Source organism: Chitinophaga pinensis (assembly GCF_007896845.1).
Lineage (GTDB): Bacteria > Bacteroidota > Bacteroidia > Chitinophagales > Chitinophagaceae > Chitinophaga > Chitinophaga pinensis_C.
On the sequence record NZ_VOHS01000008.1, the window covers coordinates 211,597 to 228,979 of the forward strand.

Here is a 17,383-nt window from a genome sequence, read left to right on the forward strand (position 1 = left end):
GTAATCAATTCTCAAATTCCACATATGTTTAACATCAAACACCAAAACACAATTGAGAAAGCCGTAAAGGCGAATCATGAACGGGCTTTCTATTCACAGTACCCGGAACACCCCAAAGCCTATGGTGAAAATGCAGCAGAGCAGGGCGAGACCCGCTATAAAGCACTGTTGCAACAACCCTTTAAGCAATTACTGCAGGCAGGAGAAACTTCCTGGGCAGGAGAAGAAGTGTCTCCTTATACACAGGAAGCATTGGGCATTACCTACCCGATCTTCTCTCCGGACGAACTGGTTCATCGTGCTATTGCGGCAGCACCTCAATGGCGTAATACCACTGTAGACGTACGTGCCGACATACTTGTAGAAACACTGGAAGCGGTCAAAGAACGCTTCTTTGATATTGCCTACGCGACGATGCATACCACCGGACAGAGCTTTATGATGAGCTTTCAGGCTTCCGGCCCGCATGCCAATGACAGAGCACTTGAAGCAATTGCCATGGGATATCACGAAGGCAGCCGTTATCCGGCATCCCTGATGTGGGAAAAGCCAATGGGTAAAACCTCCCTGCAGCTGAAAAAGAATTTCCGGGCCATCCCTAAAGGTGTAGGTCTGGTGATAGGTTGTTCCACCTTCCCTGTCTGGAACTCATTACCGGGCATTTATGCGGATCTGGTAACAGGTAACCCGGTCATTGTAAAACCTCATCCGAAAGCTATTCTCCCGATTGCCATTGTCGTAGCTGCCATCCAGCAGGTATTACAGGAGAAAGGCTTCAGCCCTTCCCTTTGTCAGCTGGCAGCGGATACTTCAACAGAGCTTATTACAAAAACCCTGTGTGAGCATCCGGGCATTCAGCTGATTGACTATACCGGCGGCAGTGCCTTTGGTAATTATGTGGAGTCATTGAAAAACAAGACTGTATTCACTGAAAAAGCAGGTGTCAACTCTGTTATCATCGACAGTGTGGCCGACATAGATGCTGTTATGCAGAATCTGGCTTTCTCCGTGTCATTATATTCAGGACAGATGTGTACTGCTCCGCAAAATTTCTTTATTCCTGCGGAAGGCATTACAACCAGCAATGGTAAACTTTCCTTCGATGAGGTAGTACAGAAATTCAGGGATGCAGTTGTAAGCCTCGTAAACAACCCTAAAATGGGAGCAGGTACACTTGGCGCCCTGCAGAACGAAAACACCCTGGAAAGGGCGCATAATGCGGGCAAACTGGGTGCAAAAGTTATCCTAGAAGGACAACCACTGGTTAATGAAGAGTTTACCCATGCCCGTGGTTGCACACCATCAATACTGGAAGTCAGCAGCAACGATAAACATATCTTCGAACAGGAATTATTTGGCCCGGTTTTGTTGCTGATTAAAACAAAGGATACCAATGAATCCATACAGCTGGCCCGGCAAATGGCGCAGCAACATGGTGCGATCACCTGCGCGGCCTATACCACCAGTCCCGAAATGAAAGAGAAGATCACCGACGAGATGAATGGGGTATTTACACCTGTATCCTTTAACTTTACCGGATTCATCTGGGTAAACCAGCATGCGGCATTTTCTGATTTTCATGTGACAGGAGGCAACCCTGCCGGAAATGCCAGTTTCACTAATCCGGAATTTATCCTGCGTCGGTTCGTATGGGTAGGAAACCGGGAAGTGGCCGGAAGCTGACGGAATAATTTGTTTATGAAATATATACTTTCTATCATGCTGATCGCCTTGCTGGCAGCCTGTGAACAGGCTCCGAAAGCTGACAAGGCGACCATTACAGAGGCTCACCCGGTAAAAGAGGGAAAAGGAAGCCCATACCTGGTTGACACCGCTAACAGCGAATTACGCTGGATAGGCACCAAGCCTACCGGCAAACACACCGGCCGTTTTACACTGCAGGAAGGGAAGTTATTGGTAAAAGATACCGCCATCACCGGTGGTAATATCATAATCCGTATGAACTCCCTTGAAAATATCGACCTGTCAAAATCAGATACTTCTCTGAAACGTAAACTGGAAGATGAGTTAAAAGGTCCGCTGTTCTTTGATGTGGCACAATTCCCGGTGGCCACTTTCGAGATCACCAATGTGAGCGACTTTACACCTTCTGTAGGCAATGAGGTATTGATGAAGAACGCCAATTATACAGTACAGGGTAATCTGACGATCAAGAATATCACGAAGAATATCTCCTTTCCTGCTATTATCAGGTTTGAAAATGGGACTATCACAGCCATGGCTAATTTCAATATTGACAGAACACTGTGGGGTATGACCTATAGGGCCGATAAATCCATGCAGGATAAACTGATCAATTCAGTGGTAAATCTTGAGTTCAGGATCACTGCCGCGAGATAATATATCCGCTGTATAAGCATAAAATAAAAGGAGGCTGTCCGCCATAAGGTAGACAGCCTCCTTTTATTTTATGCTTTTTATTACCTGATTATTTCTTCTTATCTGCTTTAAAGCGGCCATTCGGTTGTATAGAAGTCAGTGACACTACATCACCTTTATCATTCACACTGAATTCTACTGTAAAGCCCTTCACTTCCTTCAAGGCGAACTTGTTTTTATCAACAGGTACTAATGTAAAGTCCATTTGTCCGGGTACATTCATCATCAGCTGGTCCTCTCCTTTTATATGTACCGTTGCCTCCATTCCTCCGAAAGAATAGACGCCGAGGTATTTCTCCAAAGCGGCTTTTCCAAGTGGTGCTATCTTAGGTGTTCTGCTAAAATGTACCGCATCTTTTACACCCAGATCAATCTCGGATTCACTGATATCACCGTTCATATCTGCATTGAATTTGATCTTTGAACCCGGTGCAGTGGTATCAATGCCGGTGTATTTATCTACCTCATATGTTTGAAAAATATCAAAAGCCACATGCTTCAGGTAATTCTTTTCCTGCGGGATCAAAGCAAATAAAGAGTCGTTCTGAATAACGACCTCATAACTGCCAAATGATTTACTGACATAAACGCCTGTATAGTCACTCAGGCTACGGATCACACCTGCTCCCTTCACTTTCGCTGTATCTTTACTTTCCTGCCCTTTTTTATCCATGGCTAATTGAGCCGCTCTCTTTTTCAGCATGGAATCTGTCAGGGCATAGTATTTCAATCCAAGCAGTCTGTCAGAAAAGAGGTTCCTGACCAACATAGGTACCGGAGAACCATTCTGATTAGCCAGTACGATAATACCAATACTATCTGAAGGATAGAAACAGGTGCTGGCAGTAAATCCGTCGATATTGCCACCATGCTCTACCTGATAGTGTCCACGATAAGAAGAGATCATCCATCCCAGACCGTAGTCGCTGCCATGTACTTCCGGCTGATCTTTTCCCGGTCTTCCACCTCCCATTGCCATTTGTGCGCTTTGTGCCTCGCTGACATAGGCAGCTGGTATTACCTGCTTACCATTATATTTTCCTCCATTGATCCATGCAGATACCCAGTGTGCCATATCACTGACACTACTGTTGATACTACCCGCGGGAGCGATGATCTGAATATCTTTATAGTCTGTTTTGGTGATGGCCGTGTCTTTGGTTACCTTATATCCCACTGCTGCATCTTCTACTTTAAAACCATCAATACCAGTTGAGGAGTGCGTCATACCCAGACTGTCAAAGAAGCGGAGCTTCATATTTTCTTCCCAGCTTTTACCCGTCAGCTTCTCTGCCACTGAGCCCTGAGCCATAAACATAAAGTTGTTATACTGCCATTTGTAACGCAATGGCTCATTAGGCTCCATAAAACGAATGCGGTATAAGAGAGAATCCCGTGTAGGTGCGCCGAACAGATACCATGAATAGTCATAACGGGAAAGACCGGTACGATGGCTCATCATATCCCGCAGGGTGATATGTGCATTCATATCATCATTGTAGAATACGAGTTCAGGGAGGTAATTACGTACAGGGGTTTCAAAATCCAGTTTTCCCTCTTCTCTTAACACGCCGAGTAATGCAGAAGTGAATGCTTTGGAACAGGAACCTATCGCAAATACAGTATTAGGGGTCACCGGTAGTTTTTTCTCATAATCCCGGTAGCCAAAACCTTTGGTATAGATCACCTTGTCTTTCTCCACAACAGCAACAGCCACACCAGCGGCATGCCAGTCATGCAACATTTTCTCTACGATCTTATCAACGCCGGCAAGACGCTGCAATTGTTTGTCATTTGATTGTGCACTGACACGCAGAACGGCGATCAGCAGAAGACACAGATACAGGCTAACTTTTCTCATGTTGGGAATTTAGTAAGCCAAGATACAAAACTTACTTAAAACCCACAGTTCTTCATAACGTGGAACATTGCTTTCAGGCGGTGACAGCTTTCTCTTCTTTCTCTTCGTATATCAGGCTTGAGAAATCGCACAGTTTAGACAACAGATTACATAATTCCACACCATGTTCCGTTAACGCATAAGTCACCTTAGGCGGCATACCCGGAAACTGATGACGGGTGATCAGTCCTGTTTTCTCCAATGTTTTAAGCCTGTCAGACAGAATATGATCTGTAATATAAGCCAGCTCTTCCCTGATACCGGAAAAACGATTATTACCTTCCTCAATGCAAAAGAGGACGTCTGTGGTCCAGCGTCTGCTCATGGTGAACAATAGCTCGTTCAGAGGACATTTGCTTTCCAGGTAAGACTGGTTCTGATAGTTAGATGAATTGGTTTTTCTTTCTGCCATATACAACACGTTTTTGTCGATAGACTCAAATTACTGCTATTGCCTTAGATGTCAAAGCAGTTTGGGATGGATGGCTTGGCCCCTTACCCATTTTAATAGTACCGGATCATATCAGGTTCCATTCATATCTTTACGCCGCAGGAACATTACATGTTCCACAAAAAGTACATATGGTCCGTTTAGTCTTCATCATCATCGCTTTTCTGGTCTCCCTGCTGTCCGTTTTCCGAGCGCCTACCTATCACCTATGGATGCTGGCGATCGGCGTCGCTGAATTCGCATGGGTATTTATCACTATTACCTTTGTATTACTGGTTACAGGACTATATCCCGGCAGATTTCAGCTGGCAGGTACACTGATCGGGATAGCGGCACTCCTGCTGTACATCTCTCCCATTATCAGGGCGTATTTCATTGCCAGAGATCTTCCTGCAGCGATGGATAAAGCTTTGGATGAACAGGATGATGAAGCCGGCCGGACAGTTCCTTTCAGTCTTATTACGATGCTGACCGACTATCCACAGCCAAAGGTCACAGCAAAAACATATGCCTACCGTACAGACAACTTAACCTCTTCCTCACTGGACTTCTATCCCGCGCAACAGTCCGGACTCCGGCCCTGTGTCGTTGTCGTACATGGAGGTTCGTGGAGCAGCGGAGACAGTAAGCAGCTGCCGGAACTGAACAGCTATCTGGCACATGCCGGATACCATGTCGTTTCTATGAATTACAGACTGGCCCCGGCCTTCCTTTGCCCAGCTCCTATTGAAGATGTATATGCAGCAATGGATTACCTGCGTGCGCATGCCTCCGAATTCCAGATCGACACAGACAATTTCGTATTGTTAGGCCGTTCTGCAGGCGCGCAAATAGCGCTGTTAGCAGCTTACCGGCAACAGGTACCCGGTCTGAAAGCTGTAGTTGACTTTTATGGCCCGGCAGATATGGTATGGGGTTACTCCCTCCCCGCCAATCCGCTGGTCATGGACTCCCGTAAAGTATTAGAAAACTATCTGGGAGGAACCTATGGGGCAGTACCGGGCAACTATGCAGCCAGTTCCCCGATCGAATTTGCAGATAAACATGCCGTTCCTACGCTTATCATCCACGGCGCAAATGATGCATTGGTTGCCTATGAGCATAGCACCCGTCTCAATAAGAAATTGACAGATAATGGCGTCAAACACTTTTTCCTTGCATTGCCATGGGCTACGCATGGTTTTGACTATAATCTGAAAGGTCCCGGCGGACAACTTTCTACCTATGCGATAGAGCGCTTTTTACATAACGTTACTCAATAATATTAAGGAACCGGGGAGACCCGGTTTTTTTTATGGAGATCTATGGATTCCGGTATTTTTATGCATCCTGTAGTTATGAAAAAGAAAAATCCCTTTACGCTGCATATTCCCCAGCCATGTGCTGAGAACTGGAACCAGATGACGCCAAATGAAAAAGGGCGCTTCTGTCAACACTGTCAGAAAACAGTGATTGACTTTTCAAACATGAGTGATCATGAGGTAGCCAATATTGTGAATCGTTCAAAAGAGCAGATCTGTGGACGTTTGCATGTTTCACAGCTTAACAGGGAAATATATACAGCTGAAAAAAATGCGCCGTGGATGAAAATTGCGGCCATGTTATCAGCACTGACATTAACAGCGCCAGCGGTAAGTGCAAAGCATACGGCAGTGGAGAAGATACAGGTTAACAACAGAGAAGAAGATAATATACGCCTGCCCTGCGATTCCATCCCTGTTATCACGGGCAGAGTAACGGACAGCACAAATTTCCCTATCCCCGCAGCGAATATTATTATTGAAAAAACGTCGCATGGCGTTATAAGTGACAACGATGGTAAGTTCAGGTTGAGTGCCTTTACAGAAGCAAAAGATACAACCATTGTCATCCGGATTACAAGCCTTGGATATCTACCCAAAGAGATCCCGATTTCATTGCATGCAATACCAAAAGATCTGGTAGTTATACTTGAACCCGCGTACCTGTCTGATGAACAAGGCGTCATAGCCGGAGGTATCAGTACCTGCAGACCGCTTAATGCCTGGAGAAGGTTAAAATATAAGATAGGTTCTTTGTTTCATTAGTAGTAACTTTAAGTAAACCTATTTCTGACGGGTTTACCCCTTATCAAAAGCCCACTTATGAAAAAAGGATTTACAATATCCATCCCCACTCCCTGCCATGAATCATGGTCGGATATGACCCCGGTAGAAAAAGGTCGCTTCTGTGAAAGCTGCCAGAAAGCAGTGACGGATTTTACGGTGATGAGCGATCAGCAAATAATTGATTTCTTAAAAACACATCCCGGCAATCACTGTGGAAGATTCCTTCCGGATCAGCTAAACACACCAATACAAGCATTATCACAGGAACGGCATAGATTTATACCTGCTGCTGTTTTTGCAGGCTTTACGAGCTTACTGGCACTATTTACACAGCAGTCAAAAGCAGCTGCAAAAGAGAAGCAGGTAACGATGCAATTCCCGGTTGTTATCGCTCCTGAGGAACAAACAAATCTGATAACAGCAGAAAATGATTCTTCCTCATATATCATCAAAGGAGAACATTCATGAGAGAAGGAAGAGAGAAAGACACGCTTATCGCCGCTACCATACGTGTTAATGATACCAATATAGGTACAGTCTCAGATCTGCATGGATATTTCCAGTTGCAGATTCCGAAGGCTTTATACGCAGGGGAAGTCAGACTGACAATACAGGCACTGGGTATGCAATCAGAGGCAGTCACTGTGCAACTGGATGAAAAGTCTCTTTCAGAAGAACTGGTTGTGATCATGAAAACGATGGCAACCACCGGACTTATGCTGATTGATAAAAATGGTAAACCTTATCATTCAGATAATAGTCTGCGTGCCCGCTTACGTCGTCTGTTCAGTCGTCGGTAATTATTGTGCGTCAGGAACGAAGTTAAAGTCAACCCCGTCTTTGAAAGTAACATATACACGTCTCCATGGCTGATCATCTATCAGTTCCCATTTATGACCTGTACCGTGCGTGTCCATGGCGATCAGGACATCTCCCGGTCTCAGTGTAAACTGTTCCCCGTGATAAGTTTCAAACAACAGTGTACCGGATAAAGTAATGACATATTGTGTAGTTGGCGCAGGGTGCCAGTCGTAGGTGGAACGGGGAGCTGTTTCATTGAACATAATAGAATCTGCCTCTTTCACATCTCTGTGCGTTACGGTGCCAATAGTGAAATGCGAATGTCCGTCTTCTCCGGTGTATAACTTAATTGCTCTGATCATGACTGCTGTTTCCTTGTTTCCTACACAAGATAGGACTGTTTGCCTTAAAGTTTTGCTAAAATGCAGGGGCGTATCCCCGTATCAGACGAGTGTACACAGAGCTATTGCAGCTGATGAACACCATTTACTATATAATTGATTAAGTCAATATTTTATTACATTGATTATTAATTACTTTAAGTAACAACAAGTAACTCCCCGCCTTCAATAGTTGACGCGATCAACATATATAACCGGGTCCGGACTACCCCCTGAAAGGGTATCTGATCATCATTTTTTAACAATGAACAGCAAACTATTTACTGTAATAGCATGTTAATCATAGTACTCTGCTATTTACATTTGCTACGTAGAGAAAAGCGCAGTACACTTACTTTAACAAACAGACCCACATGCTAAATTTTGAATTCAGGAACCCGACAAAGATCTTGTTTGGCAAAGGACAGATTGCCAATCTTGCAAAAGAAATTCCTGCCGGAGCAAAGTTATTGATGCTCTATGGCGGTGGCAGTATTAAACAGAATGGTATTTATGATCAGGTAAAATCGGCTTTACAGGGGTTCAATGTCCTGGAATTCGGTGGTATTCCCGCTAATCCGGAATATGAAGTATTGTTGAAAGCACTGAAAGTCATCAAAGACGAAAAGATCGATTTCATGCTGGCTGTAGGCGGAGGCTCCGTTATTGACGGTGTAAAATTCCTCTCTTCAGCCGCATTATATGAAGGTGATAATCCATGGGATATCCTTTCTCAACGGATTGTTACGAAGAGAGGCCTGCCTTTCGGCACCGTACTGACATTACCGGCTACTGCATCTGAGATGAATTCAGGCGCCGTGATCAGTCGCCATGAGACACAGGAGAAATTCTCTATGGGTGGACCGGGATTATTCCCGCAATTCTCTGTACTTGATCCACAGGTTGTCGCATCCGTACCTAAGCGCCAGATCGCCAATGGAATCACAGATGCTTTCACGCATGTAATGGAGCAATATATGACCTATCCTATCGGGGCATTATTGCAGGACAGAATTGCAGAAAGCATCATGCAAACCCTCGTAGAGGTAGCGCCAAGGGTTATCAAAGATCCGTCAGACTATGAAGCCGCAGCCAACTTCATGTGGAGCTGTACCATGGCCCTGAACGGACTGATTCAGAAAGGTGTTCCTACAGATTGGGCTGTACATGCTATGGGGCACGAACTGACAGCACTCTTTGGCATCGACCACGCAAGGACACTGGCTATTATCGCCCCGTCCCATTACCGCTATAATTTCAACGGTAAAAAGGAAAAGCTGGCCCAATATGCAGCACGCGTATGGAATATCACTACCGGCTCTACAGATGAAAAAGCGGAAGCCGGCATCAAAGCAACAGAAGATTTTTTCCACTCTCTGGAAATCAACACCAGACTATCTGAATACACAGGTGATTTCAAAGGTACTGCACAGACAATTTCTCAGAAATTCATAGAGAGAGGCTGGAATGGTATCGGAGAAAGAAAGGACCTCACTCCTGCAGATGTGGAGAAGATTGTAGAAATGAGCTATTAGTCAGCCCACACATACTAATAAAAAGAAAACGCTTCAACCATTCGGCTGAAGCGTTTTCTTTTTCACAATATTATTGACAGATTATACAGGGACTTCCGAGTCCGCCATCTTGTTCTGCAATTCTTTTACCGTCATATTATACAGGATACTCTGACGTCCATTCACACGTTGTACAAGGTGTACGTGTGCAATGAAGTTCTGTACGATCTGAATCTTATCGCTTGGTGTTACCACCAGCAATTGCAGATGCAGCTGTTTACAGAGCTCCATCAGATAGGTTGCTTTTTCTTCATCCTGATTACTGAAGCTTTCATCCACCGCAATGAACCGGAGGCTTCTTGCATTCTTACCTTCTCTCGTAATACCAAACTGGTAAGCGATCGCACTACACAGGATGGTATAGGTCAGCTGAGCTTTTTCACCACCAGATAATTGTCCCATCTGACGGTAAATCTTTTTGGATTCATTCGTCTCACGGAAACGTTCGTCTGCCCAGAATTCAAACCAGTTACGGGCATCCAGTACGCGTGCGCGATATGCTTCGCTTTCATCCAGTGCGGCGATCAATGGTTGTACTCTCTCCCGGAAGTGCTGTGCCTTTTCTTCAAAAGTACTTTGTTGCCAGTTGGCTGCCTGTGGTAACGCATCCAGCAAACGGCTCTTGAATTCACGCGCTTCACTACCGGAAGCTACCGGTCGTTTTACCAGCTGTATATAAGTATCCGGCAATCTGTTGAAGTTAATACCTGCCAGAGAATCATTCAGTTTCTGGATAGTATTGCTGATATCACGCTCCCATTTCTCCATCTCTTCATTCAATCCACCGATCTTATAAGTAATGGTGACGTTGATATAGCTTTCGAAATCTTTCTTGTATCCCGGCAGATTATCATTCGTCAGTTTATCCAGCCATTCGATATACTCGGTCGCATGTACTGCATCATCAGATAATGCATGTACATCAGAGATCCAGTCAGGGAATCGTTGTAATATTTCAGCCTGCGGATTCTTCAGACGGTTGATGCTTCTGTTCAGCATGACCTCTTCCTTATGACGGGCATCTTCTGCCAGTCGCAGGTCTTGTTCTTTATTCTCACGCAGTGATTTATAGATCGCCGCTACATTCTCCAAAGTGACGTTACCCAGCAGATGACCATTTTGTTGCTGGAAGTTCAGCAGTTCATCTTTATCGCCTTCTGTAACGTGCTGCAACAGGTGTTGCATGGCCTGCTGTTCTTCTTCCATTTCTTCAATGTTACGCTGTTCCAGCGCTTCATTTCTGATCAGCATTGCCTGCAGTTCCTGATTATCTTCTTTCTGGCGTTCTATATCCAGCAGTTGTTGTTTCAGTGCGTCCAGTTCCTGATTTTCGTCTGTCAGCGATCCTATCTGATCCTGTGCCTTACGGATACCTTTCTGGATCTTACCGATATTGATTTCATCAAATCCTTTGTGCTCTTTCAGGCGTCCGGCTGCATAGAACTGTTTTTGCAAACGTGCGGATCTTGACTTGCAGGTCTGCAGTATTTCATTGGAAGAAATAATGGCTTCATTGAGCTTACTTCTTTTAGAAATGAGTGCATCTTTTTTACGCTCATTATTCCAACCCATCACATAACGGGAAGCATCGTTACTATGTGCACGGTCATCTTTTTCATGCCTGTCACGGTTCTTGATCAGACCTTCTACAGTGATGGCCATATCATTTCTTTGCAATTCCCGTTCGTTGTTCACACATACGTAACTGAAATTCTGAATGATCTGCTGCTGTACCCAGGGACTCAGTTTATGATCAGGATGGAAGTCCAGTTTGTGATATACGGTATCGTCTTCCGGATATAGTGTTAACGCTGACTCCTTGATCTGATAATAAATCAGGCGGGTGCGCAGGTTATTGTTGTTTACAAAGGAAGTTACCTTTTTGTAGTGCTTCTCCGGCACCAGCAAACGCAAAGAGAAAGAGTGCAACAATTTCTCCAGTGCAGGTTGCCATTCAATCTCTTCAGATTTCACCTGTATCAGCTCACCTGCGAAAAGGATCTCGCTTACATCTATTCTCAGACTGCTACAGATCTCTTTACGCAGATCCACGAGGTGAGACGGGATGTTATTTCTGGACTGATGCAGTAATTCTATTTCTTTTTCCAGTGTTTCTTTCTCACTTTCTGCACGTTCTTTTACACGTTTTGCACTGTACTCATCTTCTTCATTCAGACGCTGTTCTGTTTCCAGTTTCAGAGCTGCACGATTGGCTTCTTTCAGTATACGCTGATAAGTTGCATCATCGTTTACTTCCTCTTCTTTCACATGCAGTGTCTCACACCATGCAGCAAATTCTTTCAGGCTTTCTTCTGCTTCTGTTTTCCTTTTTTCGAGGTCCTGAATATCCTTTTCCAGCTGTTGTAAGCGTTGACCGGCTTTATTCTGCTCCATCAGGTTTTTGGTCACACGCTCCTGTTCCAGCAGATCAGCCATATTGACTTTTGTCTCTTCGATCTTCTTCTGCAATGACGCTACTTCGTGACGACGATCGATGAGTGCCTGTGTCAACAGCTGATTACGTGTGAAGCTATTCCAGATGGTAGCTGTGTTGAGCTCCTGCTTCAGCTGCATGATGGAGGTCAGATAAGAAGAGAAGTTTTCGTGGTGCTCTTTGATAGGGCCCAGCAAACGGATCTGCTCTTCTGCTTTCTCAATGTTACGCTGTGCATCTAACAGGGTAGTCAGGTGTTTCTTCAGTTCCTGAAACTGTTCTTCCATGTTACGAGGTTCCAGCATGTTGGTACGGATGAAATCATCCAGATTACCCAACACTTTGATACCAACGGTCTGGTTGAACAGCTGTACGGCCTGTATGCTCTGCATACCGAGCGCTTCCACCATACGCTGTGCGTATTTGCTGGCAGCATCAAACCATTCTACCTGTCTGCGACCACCTTTGTTATACAGCTGATCGATACGACGTTTCCAGGTACCACCCATATCAAACGGACTAAAATCGTCGGCTATATGCATCGCACGGTGGGCCACACCGAAGATCTTACGCATATCTCCATTGACGAAATACCTTACCTGAAACAGGGTTACGTATTGGTCAGCTTCATTCGCAAAGTTGGCCAGCAGGATACTATAAGCATCTTCTTTATTCTCTCTTAAATAAAGGGTTTTGGCTACGCCGGTGGCCTCATTGTTGACCATTCCGTATCCACCCATTACATAAGAATCTTCCGTTCTGTCTCCCTTCTTCTCACTACCACTACTCTGGTTATAGAAACGGTATCTTTTTTCGGGTACCATCAGAGTCAGCAGAGCATCGATGAAAGTGGTTTTACCACTACCATTGGCGCCTGTCAGCAGACTGGTTTCCCCGTTAGGTTTAATACTATGAATATGTTCATCAAATGTACCCCAGTTCAATACCTCGAGGTATTGTAAGCGGAATCCACTTTTATGATTATCAGTACTGAAAACGTTTAACTGCATTGTTCTTTACAAAAAGTTTTTATGGTATGTTATTCAGCTTCCACACTACTGCCGATTGCCAGTTCGCTCAGCTGCTGCTGAAAAGTTTCCAGTGCTTCACTGTCTACTTTTGCTTTGATAATTTTCCTGATCCTGAACTTCTGTTCATCAGGTACTTCATGATTTTCTATACGATGCAGGAATCCGCTTTCTTCCACTTTATCAATCAGTCTGTCTATTTCTTTGAGGAATTTGATACGGCTTGCGCCTTCCTTGAAAAACAGCTCTGCGTATTCTTTGATCTCCCGGCGTTTTTTAATCAGTTCACGGGAACCGGATTCACTGATTTCAAATTCAGCCATCATCTCACGCAGCAGCACCAGCATGATGCTTTCTTCGTAACTGAAGGAACGGCGATGTACCCAGCTTACATAAGCTTCATCATCTTCAGACAATGCATGTTTTACAAAAGCAAATCCATCCTGTTCATCAAGTACGAGGTAAAGACCCAGTTGCTGCAGAAAACCGGTGAGTTCAACTTTATATTGCAGCAGTTTTTCCCAGGCGCCTTTCTCCACATATTCTACGGGGCCTTTCAACAGTTTTACCACTACTGGTGCATAAGGTAGTATTTTCGCTGTGCTCATAATAGTGTATGCTGTTATTTACCAAATAATAGATATGGAACTTCTACAAATCTTGTCTGTTCCGGATTTAACGGAATCAGTTCTGTAGTGTTTTTTACAATGTATGCGCGGCTGGATTTTTCACGCAGGAAATCATAGTAACTGATAACTTCTGCAAGACCGTATTCCAACGGAGATTCCTCCAGCACTTCTTTCAATGTAGCTGTCTGTTTATTCTTCAGTACCGTTTCGACTTTTTCCCACAGCTGTTTTCTATTGATAAAGGAAGTGTTCAGCATACGGCTGAAGCGTTCTACGTCTGCAATCTGTTCAGTTGCATTAGCAGGTTGTTTCACTTCTACTGCTGATTTTTTCTGTTCCAGCGACAGTTTCTTTTCCATCACCATTCTGATCTGCGCGCTGTCGTCTATGTTAATACCACATTCAATATTCTGGTCTTCAATCAGATCGAATACGAATTCTTTAATGTTATTGATCTGCTTCCGTAAACGTCTGTGGCGTGCTATTTCTTTTTCGGAGATAATACGGCTGAGCTTTTCTGCCATCTTATCATTGGCGTCATATACAGTTTTGCCCTGTTGTAACAACATGGATTTGATGTTCAACAGGAACTGGTCATCCGCTTTGATACTTCGCTCTTCAACGGTATGCACGAGCTGTTCAGTCAACGCTCTCCATTCTTCCTGTCCTGCGCGGGAAATCAGAAAGTCCCAGAACGCATAGAAGCTCTTACCCTGATTACTGTTGCGCAGGGAATCATATGCTTCAAATGCGAAGCCGATGATAGCGCCTTTGCTTTGTTCAGCTTTGGTATGTTGCTCTACAATAGTACGGTGAATGGCTTTGAAGTTATCTTCCACTTCACGGAAGTCGCTGATCAGTTCATAACACAGTCGGGTGAACAGTTCCAGACGTTCTTCCACCTGCGCATTGTTGTACCTGTCGGGTACGATACCCAGTTCCAGTGCTTTGATTTCTTTGTCGAGTTCCGATCTTTTATTCTTTAATATTTCCAGTTTCTTAGCTCTGTCATCTTCTGTATTCTCCACAATGTCCCGCAGGGAATTGAAAAGCAGCTTAAAGCGGCTTTCTGTACCTACGTGCTGACGCAGTTGTAAGGTCTGCATCCACTGGAACACCTTTTCTGTATAAGCACTGAGCTGATACTGGGTATTCCCTTCGGCATCCGGCAGATCCTGCAGGAGTCTTTTCTGGACCCAGCTCAGGATATACTTTCTGGCGCGGGTTTCTTCATCCTCACCAAAGTTGATCTTTGCTTCTTCCAGATCTTCTGTGCCATCGTCCTGCTGGCCGAGCGTTTCGGCAAGCAGACGGGTGAGCTGGCCTTCTGATATAGAAAACCGGTTCTCCTCCTTAAAAACACCATATAGGAAGGGTAAAATCCATTGCATATTGCGCAAGCGAAGCATTTGGATGGCTGGCGAGGTGGATATTAACCAATATAGATCGTCTTTATTCATATTAAATCCCCAAAGGGCTGTAATTTGGAGAAAAAAAATGGATTTGTGAACGGTTGTGGATAATGGGAAAGTCGTATTTTGGTTCATATCCTGACTATGAAAGTGTTATTAATCATGTGTTTAGTACTCCTGGGAGTGCAAAAAACCGCATTTTGTCAGTCTAAATGTGCGGTTGTATACGACCAATTTGACATTATGCCAGTCCTTCCCGACTTTCAGGAGACGATGTACCGGCATGCCAGTACTAAAATTTCCCCCATTATCGGATCGATGGCAGCAAAGGATCCGGAGTGCATGTTGTCCGGTTTATACGCCAAACTGCTGGTGAACAGTCAGGGCAAGGTCATAGACGTCTTTTTCCTGACATACATGCCATTCGTATTGCAGGAGCGTCTTTGCGAAGAGTTTCTTAAGATGGAGCAATTTCAACCAGCGACGTATAACGGACGGGCAGTATGCGCCATGTTTCCCTATGTGATCAGGTGTATGAGCTGGCAGGAGTAATCACAGAGAACAATTCCACTATTGCATTGTTTCTTACAAATCGGGTAGCTATATACCATCCACGTAAACATATACTTAAACCTACACTACATGAAAGTATTAAAGAGGATCCTCCTGTTAATTGTAGCCGTTATTGCCATTTTGCTGCTGATAGCAGTATTCACAAAGAAGAACTACGATGTTGAGCGGGAGATTGTGATCAACCAGCCCAAACAGATGGTTTTTGATTACATCAAGCTGCTGAAAAACCAGAATAACTACAGTAAATGGGCTATGATGGACCCGGATATGAAAAAGACTTATACCGGTACTGATGGTACTGTGGGCTTTATTTCTGCCTGGGACAGCGATAAAAAAGATGTTGGTAAAGGCGAACAGGAGATCAAAAAGATCACGGAAGGAGAACGCCTTGATTTCGAGCTGCGTTTCTATAAGCCCTTCGAATCTACCGAACAGGCTTATATGACAACCGAAGAAGTTTCCCCGACCCAAACGAAGGTAAAATGGGGTTTTAATGGCCATATGGGCTATCCTTCTAACCTGATGCTGCTGTTCATGGACTTTGAGAAGATGATCGGTGATGACCTGCAGACAGGTCTGACAAGACTGAAGGGCGTACTGGAAAAATAATAAAGCCGGATAAGGCGATAAGGTGCTGGTGACAGAAAGTTACCAGCGCCTTATTTTTTAAAGCAGTCCCTGCCGAAGGCCTTGAGCTGATTTTATGTAAATATGAATATTATCAATATTTTTACTCCCTCATGCCCTACGGGGCTAATTTTTTAATAGCAGATTTTCTATGTCAAGCCAAGCAGCAGCGCAACCGCTGGTATCGATAGTGGTGGCTACCTATAACGGAGCAAAGTATATTGAATCACAGATGGATTCGCTGATTGCGCAGACGTATCCCAATACCGAGATCATTGTTGTAGATGACCGCAGCACCGATAATACCTTAGAAATACTGGAAAGATATGCCCGCCAATACCCTCATGTACACGTATATGAGAATGAGGTTAATCTGGGATATATCAAGAATTTTGAGAAAGGTGTCACCTTATCCAAAGGAAGCTATATCTCTTTTTCAGATCAGGATGATGTGTGGTTACCGGAAAAAACAGCTGAACTGATGGCGGCGATAGGTGATCATCCTATGATCACTTCTGACTCTGAAATCGTGAATGATCAGCTGGAAAAACGCTGGAATCACTCTGATCTTAAAGTGATACAGGACTTTGACAATCCGCTTGTTTTTGCTACTGACAACTGTGTGGCCGGTCATGCGCTGATCATAAAAAAAGAGATTGCGGATGCTGCTATCCCCTTCCCGGATATGCCGCATGATCTTTGGCTGGGATTCTTTACAACGCTGCATGGGACCATTAAATACCTTGACAAGCCTTTTGTAAAGTGGAGACAGCATGACAGCAATGTTACCAGCAAACATACAGGAACAAAAAAAAGGGTGGATGCTACTAAATTCAGGTTGCTGACATTCCGCGATTCCTGTCCGCCGGCATTTGCGAAGGAAAAGAAAGTCTTTGCTGAACTACTTGAAACATACGAAAGCTACTCGCTTATACACAATTTCAATCGTATGCGCCTGTACTTTGGTAATAAGAAATATCTGCTGGCGATGAAAAAGCGGAATCCTTTCCGGAAATTCCTGTATTGCATCAAGATGTTTTTCCAGATGCGGGAACATCCATAATCGCCGACATACATCCATTAATAA

16 protein-coding genes are annotated in these 17,383 nt (G+C 44.4%); 10 read left to right on the forward strand and 6 right to left on the reverse strand.

Annotated features, from left to right (window positions below; genetic code table 11):
• Positions 1 to 24: 24 nt before the first annotated feature.
• The gene (paaN, locus tag FEF09_RS11085) at positions 25 to 1,683 is read left to right on the forward strand and encodes a phenylacetic acid degradation protein PaaN (protein WP_146305170.1); all 1,659 of its coding nucleotides are present in this window, start codon (positions 25 to 27) and stop codon (positions 1,681 to 1,683) included.
• Between the two features lie 15 nt (positions 1,684 to 1,698).
• The gene (locus tag FEF09_RS11090) at positions 1,699 to 2,361 is read left to right on the forward strand and encodes a YceI family protein (protein ID WP_146305171.1); all 663 of its coding nucleotides are present in this window, start codon (positions 1,699 to 1,701) and stop codon (positions 2,359 to 2,361) included.
• An 88-nt stretch (positions 2,362 to 2,449) separates the two neighbouring features.
• Here FEF09_RS11090 and FEF09_RS11095 read toward each other — a convergent pair whose 3' ends face one another.
• Both FEF09_RS11095 and FEF09_RS11100 read right to left on the reverse strand, forming a co-directional pair.
• Positions 2,450 to 4,261: a serine hydrolase gene (locus FEF09_RS11095; protein WP_146305172.1), complete on the reverse strand. Its 1,812-nt coding sequence runs from the start codon at positions 4,259 to 4,261 to the stop codon at positions 2,450 to 2,452.
• A 73-nt stretch (positions 4,262 to 4,334) separates the two neighbouring features.
• Positions 4,335 to 4,712, reverse strand: coding sequence for a winged helix-turn-helix transcriptional regulator (locus FEF09_RS11100; RefSeq protein ID WP_089811172.1), 378 nt, complete (start codon positions 4,710 to 4,712; stop codon positions 4,335 to 4,337).
• A 170-nt stretch (positions 4,713 to 4,882) separates the two neighbouring features.
• On the opposite strand from FEF09_RS11100, the gene FEF09_RS11105 reads away from it, so the two are divergent.
• The 4 genes from FEF09_RS11105 to FEF09_RS11120 all read left to right on the forward strand — a co-directional run bounded on the left by FEF09_RS11105 (position 4,883) and on the right by FEF09_RS11120 (position 7,638).
• Positions 4,883 to 6,013 (forward strand): alpha/beta hydrolase, encoded by a 1,131-nt coding sequence (locus FEF09_RS11105; protein ID WP_146305173.1) that lies wholly within the window; start codon positions 4,883 to 4,885, stop codon positions 6,011 to 6,013.
• A 75-nt stretch (positions 6,014 to 6,088) separates the two neighbouring features.
• A complete protein-coding gene (locus FEF09_RS11110) occupies positions 6,089 to 6,817 on the forward strand; it encodes a carboxypeptidase-like regulatory domain-containing protein (protein WP_186774292.1) in 729 nt (242 codons plus the stop codon).
• Between the two features lie 57 nt (positions 6,818 to 6,874).
• Positions 6,875 to 7,306 carry a hypothetical protein gene (locus tag FEF09_RS11115; RefSeq protein WP_146305175.1) on the forward strand — a complete coding sequence of 144 codons (432 nt, stop codon included), beginning with the start codon at positions 6,875 to 6,877 and terminating at the stop codon, positions 7,304 to 7,306.
• Entirely contained in the window at positions 7,303 to 7,638 is a 336-nt protein-coding gene (locus FEF09_RS11120; RefSeq protein ID WP_146305176.1) for a carboxypeptidase-like regulatory domain-containing protein, read from the forward strand. The genes FEF09_RS11115 and FEF09_RS11120 overlap by 4 nt, the downstream gene beginning before the upstream one ends.
• Here FEF09_RS11120 and FEF09_RS11125 read toward each other — a convergent pair whose 3' ends face one another.
• Positions 7,639 to 8,001 carry a hypothetical protein gene (locus tag FEF09_RS11125; protein WP_146305177.1) on the reverse strand — a complete coding sequence of 121 codons (363 nt, stop codon included), beginning with the start codon at positions 7,999 to 8,001 and terminating at the stop codon, positions 7,639 to 7,641.
• 392 nt (positions 8,002 to 8,393) lie between these two features.
• Between FEF09_RS11125 and FEF09_RS11130 the strand changes: the two genes are divergently transcribed.
• A complete protein-coding gene (locus tag FEF09_RS11130; RefSeq protein WP_146305178.1) occupies positions 8,394 to 9,554 on the forward strand; it encodes an iron-containing alcohol dehydrogenase in 1,161 nt (386 codons plus the stop codon).
• 81 nt (positions 9,555 to 9,635) lie between these two features.
• Here the strand turns inward: FEF09_RS11130 and FEF09_RS11135 are convergent, their stop codons facing one another.
• From FEF09_RS11135 to FEF09_RS11145, 3 genes are read right to left on the reverse strand one after another with little or no spacing between them, the layout of a single operon-like run.
• Positions 9,636 to 13,037, reverse strand: a complete 3,402-nt coding sequence (locus FEF09_RS11135) for an ATP-binding protein (protein WP_146305179.1) — start codon at positions 13,035 to 13,037, stop codon at positions 9,636 to 9,638.
• A gap of 29 nt (positions 13,038 to 13,066) precedes the next feature.
• On the reverse strand, positions 13,067 to 13,663 hold the full coding sequence (locus tag FEF09_RS11140) for a DUF4194 domain-containing protein (RefSeq protein ID WP_089811159.1): 597 nt from the start codon (positions 13,661 to 13,663) through the stop codon (positions 13,067 to 13,069).
• Positions 13,664 to 13,677: 14 nt separating this feature from the next.
• Positions 13,678 to 15,144, reverse strand: coding sequence for a DUF3375 domain-containing protein (locus FEF09_RS11145; protein ID WP_146305180.1), 1,467 nt, complete (start codon positions 15,142 to 15,144; stop codon positions 13,678 to 13,680).
• 195 nt (positions 15,145 to 15,339) lie between these two features.
• Between FEF09_RS11145 and FEF09_RS11150 the strand changes: the two genes are divergently transcribed.
• The 3 genes from FEF09_RS11150 (at position 15,340) to FEF09_RS11160 (ending at position 17,359) form a co-directional block, all read left to right on the forward strand.
• Complete coding sequence (locus tag FEF09_RS11150; RefSeq protein WP_146305181.1) at positions 15,340 to 15,648, forward strand: hypothetical protein; 309 nt, start codon at positions 15,340 to 15,342, stop codon at positions 15,646 to 15,648.
• Between the two features lie 90 nt (positions 15,649 to 15,738).
• On the forward strand, positions 15,739 to 16,278 hold the full coding sequence (locus FEF09_RS11155; protein WP_146305182.1) for an SRPBCC family protein: 540 nt from the start codon (positions 15,739 to 15,741) through the stop codon (positions 16,276 to 16,278).
• A gap of 169 nt (positions 16,279 to 16,447) precedes the next feature.
• On the forward strand, positions 16,448 to 17,359 hold the full coding sequence (locus FEF09_RS11160; protein ID WP_146305183.1) for a glycosyltransferase family 2 protein: 912 nt from the start codon (positions 16,448 to 16,450) through the stop codon (positions 17,357 to 17,359).
• Positions 17,360 to 17,383 lie beyond the last annotated feature (24 nt).